Annotated in this window: 5 protein-coding genes; 4 read left to right on the top strand and 1 reads right to left on the bottom strand. The window is 48.0% G+C overall.

Annotation, left to right across the window (positions count from 1 at the left end; genetic code table 11):
* Positions 1–146: 146 nt before the first annotated feature.
* From QUA13_RS13525 to QUA13_RS13510, 4 genes are all read left to right on the top strand, one after another.
* Complete coding sequence (locus QUA13_RS13525) at positions 147–1,031, top strand: inositol monophosphatase family protein (RefSeq protein WP_333199156.1); 885 nt, start codon at positions 147–149, stop codon at positions 1,029–1,031.
* A 565-nt stretch (positions 1,032–1,596) separates the two neighbouring features.
* Positions 1,597–2,277 (top strand): Crp/Fnr family transcriptional regulator, encoded by a 681-nt coding sequence (locus tag QUA13_RS13520; protein ID WP_333188812.1) that lies wholly within the window; start codon positions 1,597–1,599, stop codon positions 2,275–2,277.
* Positions 2,274–4,175, top strand: a complete 1,902-nt coding sequence (locus QUA13_RS13515; RefSeq protein WP_333199153.1) for a M61 family metallopeptidase — start codon at positions 2,274–2,276, stop codon at positions 4,173–4,175. The genes QUA13_RS13520 and QUA13_RS13515 overlap by 4 nt, the downstream gene beginning before the upstream one ends.
* A gap of 117 nt (positions 4,176–4,292) precedes the next feature.
* Entirely contained in the window at positions 4,293–4,766 is a 474-nt protein-coding gene (locus tag QUA13_RS13510) for a tellurite resistance TerB family protein (RefSeq protein WP_172186314.1), read from the top strand.
* Positions 4,767–5,161: 395 nt separating this feature from the next.
* On the opposite strand, the gene QUA13_RS13505 is transcribed toward QUA13_RS13510, so the two are convergent.
* Complete coding sequence (locus QUA13_RS13505) at positions 5,162–5,692, bottom strand: peptidoglycan-binding protein (protein WP_333199150.1); 531 nt, start codon at positions 5,690–5,692, stop codon at positions 5,162–5,164.
* Between the last annotated feature and the right edge of the window lie 227 nt (positions 5,693–5,919).

The following is a 5,919-nucleotide window of genomic DNA, read 5'->3' as shown; positions in this document are numbered from 1 at the left end:
TTTGTGAGTTGCACGAATCCTTTCTGGGGCTTGTATCGCAACAGTGCTGATGGTTGGGAAACCGGGTTTATCTACACCCGCGCGCAAATCTTGTACGAATCACAAACATTGACACAGGCCGATCGATTCCAAGGACTTAAGCTTTTATGCTGAAGTTAGCTAAAGCATTTATGTTTAACCTCATGTATATTTCTCCAGAGCAAGACCAAAAAATTCGCTACACCCTGCGCGAGTGCGGTCAAGAAGCTTACAAGCTCGCAGCCGAACCTTTTGAAGTTTCCGAGAAAGGGCCCAACGACTACGTGACGAGTATCGATCAATACCTAGACCGACAATTATCGGCAGCATTTAGCGCTTTGTTTCCTGAAGACGGCAGGATCACCGAGGAAAACAGCGCCTCCAGAGCAGCTTACCGCGCCAATTACCAGCGCCTCTGGTGCATCGATCCCCTCGACGGGACTGAAGAATTTATTCGGGGAAAACTGCACTACGCTTCGATGGTGGGGCTGCTGCTTGAAGGGGAACCGGTGGCCGGCTGGCTCTACGCCCCGGCTTTTGACCAAATGTATTTTGGCGGCAAAGATTGGGGATTGTTCCAAAGTGTGGGAGCCCAAGCGCCGCAGCCGATCGCGCTGTGCAAACCCCCGGCCCCGACAGCAGAAAATTGTAAAATTATTCTCGGAGACAAAGACCAGAAAAACTACGCCCGGGCGATCGCCCAAAGCATCCCGGGAGCAGAATTTTACTCGCTGGGCAGCTTTGGTTTAAAAGTGATGGAAGTTATCTTCGGTCGAGCCGGTTTGTACCTGTATCTCAACGGCAGAGTTAAAGTGTGGGATACCGCCGGCCCTCTGGCACTAGCAAAAGCAGCCGGATTGGTTTGTTGCGACTTGCAAGGTCAACCGCTGAGGTGGACTAAAGATGCGATCGAGCCGGAGACTCTGGCCCACACGCAGTCAATCGCTATCGGCTGGCCGGACTACATAGAACCTCTGTTGGGCAAAGTTCAACAGGCAGTGACAGGCTTGTAAACCCGTTTAAGATTAAAGAATCTGCCGATTATTACGTGAAGCGCGCCTCTGCACCCTTATCATCAATTAAAGGAGCAACAGATTGTTTGTGTTCCCAAACATCGATCGTTCCCTAGCTGTTGGGTGTCGCCTAATCATATTTCCCACCTCCGCGAGTTTGCGTCAGGAACCTCAGCCTAAAGGCGTGAGGCTTGGAAGAGTAATCTGACAAGCCATTCTGACCAGCCTAAGTCTTAACTGACTACGTTTTTTGAGTCACGACACCGGAGAATGCGAAGCCAGTTTTCCGCTCTGTCGCTGAAGGTTAAACAGCTCTAAGGTCACTGGGGCAGTGCTTTCAGCCCAACAAGCTCACTAAACCTTGGCGAGGCTAACATCACCCCGAAAGGGAGGCTCGAAAGAGCAAAACACTATGCGTACAGGGCTGGGAAGTTTGATGCGGTAATTGTCCCGCTGAAAGTGCAACACAAAAGCACACCGAGCCAACCAGTCCCAAGGCGGTAGTAATCAAAAAAAGACAATATAAAGCCGTCCTAGAAGGACGGAGTTTCTACCCATTTTTTTGATGAAGACAGAAGCTTTCAGTGAGCTGTTCCCTCTATTTAAGGGTGCTAACCCAGAAACCTTGGGAGGGCTGCTATCAAATGCCGTCAAGCATGAGTATCCCCCGGGCCGAGCTGTGGTGATGGAGGATTCTTGGGGCAACGCGATTTACTTTGTCGTGTCTGGCTGGGTAAAAGTTCGGCGCTTGTCAAACGATCGAGCTGTATCAATGGCTATTTTAGGACGGGGTGCCTTCTTCGGCGAAATGGCTATTCTTGACGAATCTCCCCGATCTAATGATGTACTTGCTCTATCGCCCGTGCGGCTTCTGAGCGTCACAGCTCAGCGATTTATTCAAACCCTGTTTAAAGACCCGCAATTGCACCACCGGATGCTGCAACTGATGGTACGGCGGCTGCGCCAAACCAATCTCCGGTATCAACTCCGCAACCGCCAGCCAGCGGTTAAACTAGCAAATACTTTAGTCGAGCTGGCAGAAAACTACGGTCAGAAAACTGCTGAGGGCAAAGATATCTTCAATATTCCTTATGAAGACTTAGCTGATGTCACAGATATCACCCTAGATGAAACCAGCAAAATTATGGAAAAACTCGATAGTAAAGGTTGGATCAAAATCGATCCCGACCACCAAACTATCCATTTGATCAACCTCAAGCACTTGATTAATTTGGCAAGTCAATGACTGATGTTACTTCTTTGGATACCTCGTCGGCTGCCGGCAACCGTCAGGGGCAACTAACAGCACCGACAATTCAATATTCGGTGGCGATGCCCAATCCTGAATCCCACCTGTTTGAAGTAACTTTGCGCGTGCAAGGTTGGTCGAAGCCGGTTCTGGATTTAAAAATGCCTGTCTGGACTCCCGGTTCTTATTTGGTTCGAGAGTACGCCCGCCACCTGCAAGATTTTAGCTCGCTAGGAGGCGATCGAGCTTTACCTTGGCGCAAGCTCAGCAAAAATCACTGGCAAATTGAGACCGATTCGGTGTCAGATGTCACGGTTCGCTACCGCATTTTTGCCAACGAACTGACAGTGCGAACCAATCATTTAGACTCGACTCACGGTTATTTCAATCCGGCGGCTTTGTGCTTTTTCTTGCCCGGTTTTGAGCGCCACTGCTACACCGTGACAGTTGTGCCGCCTCAGCCCCAATGGCGCACCGTTTCTACTTTGCCGCCTGTTTCCGGCCAAAATCTTACTTTCGCTGCTGCGGATTTTGATACCCTTGTCGATAGTCCTTTTGAGATTGGCTGTCACGAAGTATACGAGTTTGAAATGATGGGAAAACCCCACCAGCTAGTGGTTTGGGGAAAAGGCAATTTAGAACCAGAGCGGGCGATTCGAGACATCCAAAAAGTTATCGAAGTCGAGGCAAAAATGTTCGGCGGTTTGCCTTACGAACGCTATGTGTTTTTCCTGCATTTGTCCGGCTCTGGTTTTGGCGGTTTGGAACACAAAGAGAGCTGCACTCTGAACTATCCGCGTTTTGGCTTTCGGGCTAAAGAAAAGTACGAACGCTTTATTCAGTTGGTAGCTCACGAGTTTTTTCACCTGTGGAATGTCAAGCGCATTCGACCGAAAGCTCTCGAAGTATTTGACTACGAACAAGAAAATTATACTCCTTCTTTGTGGTTCTCCGAAGGCACTACCAGTTATTACGATTTGGTAATTCCTTTTCGAGCTGGGATATACGGCGTGAAGGGTTTCTTTCAAAATCTGGCTAAGGAAATCAATCGCTTGCAGACTACTCCGGGGCGGAGCGTGCAGCCTGTCAGCGAGTCGAGCTGGGATGCTTGGATTAAACTTTATCGCCGGGATGCTAACAGCGATAATTCGCAGATTTCCTATTATTTGAAAGGGGAAGTTGTTTCATTTTTGCTCGATTTGTTGATTCGAGCCAGACACGGCAACGAGCGATCGCTCGACGATGTGATGCGTTTGATGTGGCAGCAGTTTGGCAATGCTAATTCGGCCCAAAACGGCGATTTTAACCTGAAGTCGGAAACAGACGCCAAGGCGGCGCACCTGATATCCAACGGAGAGTTAAATTCTCCTTCGCTGCCGGCCGAAATAGGCTTTACTCCCGAAGAGTTGCAAAGTGCGATCGAGTCCGTCGCCGGCATCGATTTGAGCGACTTTTTCGCCCGCTATATAGACGGTACAGAAGAGTTACCTTACAGCAAATATCTCGAACCTTTCGGGCTGCAAATTTGGGTAGATGAAAGTGACCAAACGCCTCGCATCGGTTGGACGTTGGGATCGGAAAACGGGCGGGAAATGGTTAAATTTGTCGAAGTAGGATCTCCGGCACAATTGGCGGGAATTGACGCTGGGGACGAGTTGCTGGCGATCGAAGGTTTTCGGGTAAATGCAGAACAAGCGGGCGAGAGGCTTAAAGATTTCAAGCCTGGGGATATCGTCTCGGTGACAGTTTTTCACCAAGACGAACTGCGGACTTGTCGCGTTAATCTCGCCCCGCCCCGACCTGGCCGTTACTCGATCGTGCCGGTGGAACAGCCCACCGCTATTCAGAAACAAAACTTTACTGGATGGCTGGGAGTTCCTTTATCGAAATTGTGACATAAATGATGAAGGGGAACGGGAAAGAAAAGACAAGAAGGAATCAGGCTGAATTCCCAATTCCCAATTCCCAATTCCCAATTCCCAATTCCCAATTCCCAATTACCCATTTTAATTATGCAAACCCCACCTCCTCCATCAATTACGCCCCGCCAGATGAATCTGCTGAGAATTGTTGCTTCTATGGCCTGGGCTGACGGCGAACTCGCGACAGAAGAAGTTAATTTAATGCTCGATCGCTTTTGCGGTTTGTTTGCCCCTGATACGGACGGACAACAAATGCAACAAGAATTGCGGGATTACATCATGCAAAATATCCCCCTTGACGAGTTGATCGGCCAACTAGAAACTCAAGATGAAAAGGAATTAGTCTTGCAACTCGGCTATGAAGTGATTTCATCTAGTTCTCGCACTCCCGACGAACCAAAAATTAACGCTGAAGAAGCGGCAGCTTATCAAAAATTAGTGCAGTTGCTGAATCTTCCAGAGGATGCGGTCAAGCGTATTGAAGGAGAAGCATCGCCAGGAGGTACTTCGGATGGAATTGTGGAGAAGCTGGCTAAAAAATTAGAAAAGTTCATCAAAGGTTAGTTCGGGACTTGCGCGCGCTTGGCTTAGAAACCCGGTTGATTCCTAGATTTCTCGTTACTAAACCTGAAATTTTTCGTAGAAACCGGGAATAAGCCCCCCATGCGTAAATCTTGTTAGGTAAGTATCGGAATAATAATTTTCTGAGTGCAACTATTTACAACTAAAGCTGAAGGGAAAGGAAGCGGATGGGGACTACCAATTTCCTACCATATAGGAACCCAAAAACACCGCAAAGTTAAGAATATTTTTCATCGCCGGGAACGGTAACAGAATTGGCGATCGCCCTTCCCGCGCGCAGCCTTCCCCTTAACGATAATTAGGGACTTAGGCAAAGCCTAAATCCCTAATTGAGCTACCGATTTTTGGCGATGACTGAAAGTGAATCCAACCCGTCATTAGTGCGGTAACTTGCTGAGGGCGTGCCAAGTTCTATAGCCCACAATTCCATCTTGCGGTAAAGCCTTGCTGATTTGTAATTGTCGCACTGCTACATCTGTCATCGGCCCGAAGAATCCGTCAATGGAGCCGAAATAGTATCCATTGATTTTCAAGACATTCTGAACAATTTTAACAGCATTGCCAGAACTGCCCTTCATGACGATCGGCATATTCACAGGTGCACCAGAGTATAGTGCTTCCCAAGTTATAGAAGCCACAATCCCATCTTCTTTTAAAAAGACGCGGTGTTGATAGCCTTTGACGGCGTTTTGAACTTGGACGCCGAAGATACCGTCCATCGGGCCGAAATAATATCCCCAATGATATAGAAGCTGTTGTAGTTCCGTGACAGCTTGACCTGTTGAACCGATTTGTAAAGTGGGTTTGTTCACTCCAGTGGTTTCAGCAAATGCAAGAGTTGATTGAGAAGTAGTATCGGCGACGAGAGCCATAGTTTCATTGTTCAAGCTTCTTTCTTCGGTGTACATAAAGTGGTTCCTCTCAACATTTAAGTTTTGGTTTTTGATATTTCAGGTATAACTGGTGGGATTTGTGAGTGCACAGTCACTTTTTAGAGTGTCACTCATTTGAGTGTCACTCGTTTGAGTTACCCCTTGGTTTGTCGTAAGGTTTTTATGCAACAGTTCGGACATATTTTGGGAGAGTCAGGCTCTGAGAGAGCCGTATTCTAGGAGTTTTCGGTAGTTTGGATTTA

The organism is Microcoleus sp. S28C3, from assembly GCF_036700785.1.
Classification (GTDB): domain Bacteria; phylum Cyanobacteriota; class Cyanobacteriia; order Cyanobacteriales; family Microcoleaceae; genus Microcoleus; species Microcoleus asticus.
The sequence above is the reverse complement of the archived record's forward strand: the minus strand, read 5'-3'. Positions and strand labels throughout refer to the sequence as shown.

Bases quoted from the DNA above. Each gene is read 5' to 3' on its own strand.
- QUA13_RS13510 (WP_172186314.1), top strand. From the start codon at position 4,293: ATGCAAACCCCACCTCCTCCATCAATTACGCCCCGCCAGATGAATCTG.
- QUA13_RS13515 (WP_333199153.1), top strand. From the start codon at position 2,274: ATGACTGATGTTACTTCTTTGGATACCTCGTCGGCTGCCGGCAACCGT.
- QUA13_RS13525 (WP_333199156.1), top strand. From the start codon at position 147: ATGCTGAAGTTAGCTAAAGCATTTATGTTTAACCTCATGTATATTTCT.
- QUA13_RS13520 (WP_333188812.1), top strand. From the start codon at position 1,597: ATGAAGACAGAAGCTTTCAGTGAGCTGTTCCCTCTATTTAAGGGTGCT.
- QUA13_RS13505 (WP_333199150.1), bottom strand. From the start codon at position 5,692: ATGTACACCGAAGAAAGAAGCTTGAACAATGAAACTATGGCTCTCGTC.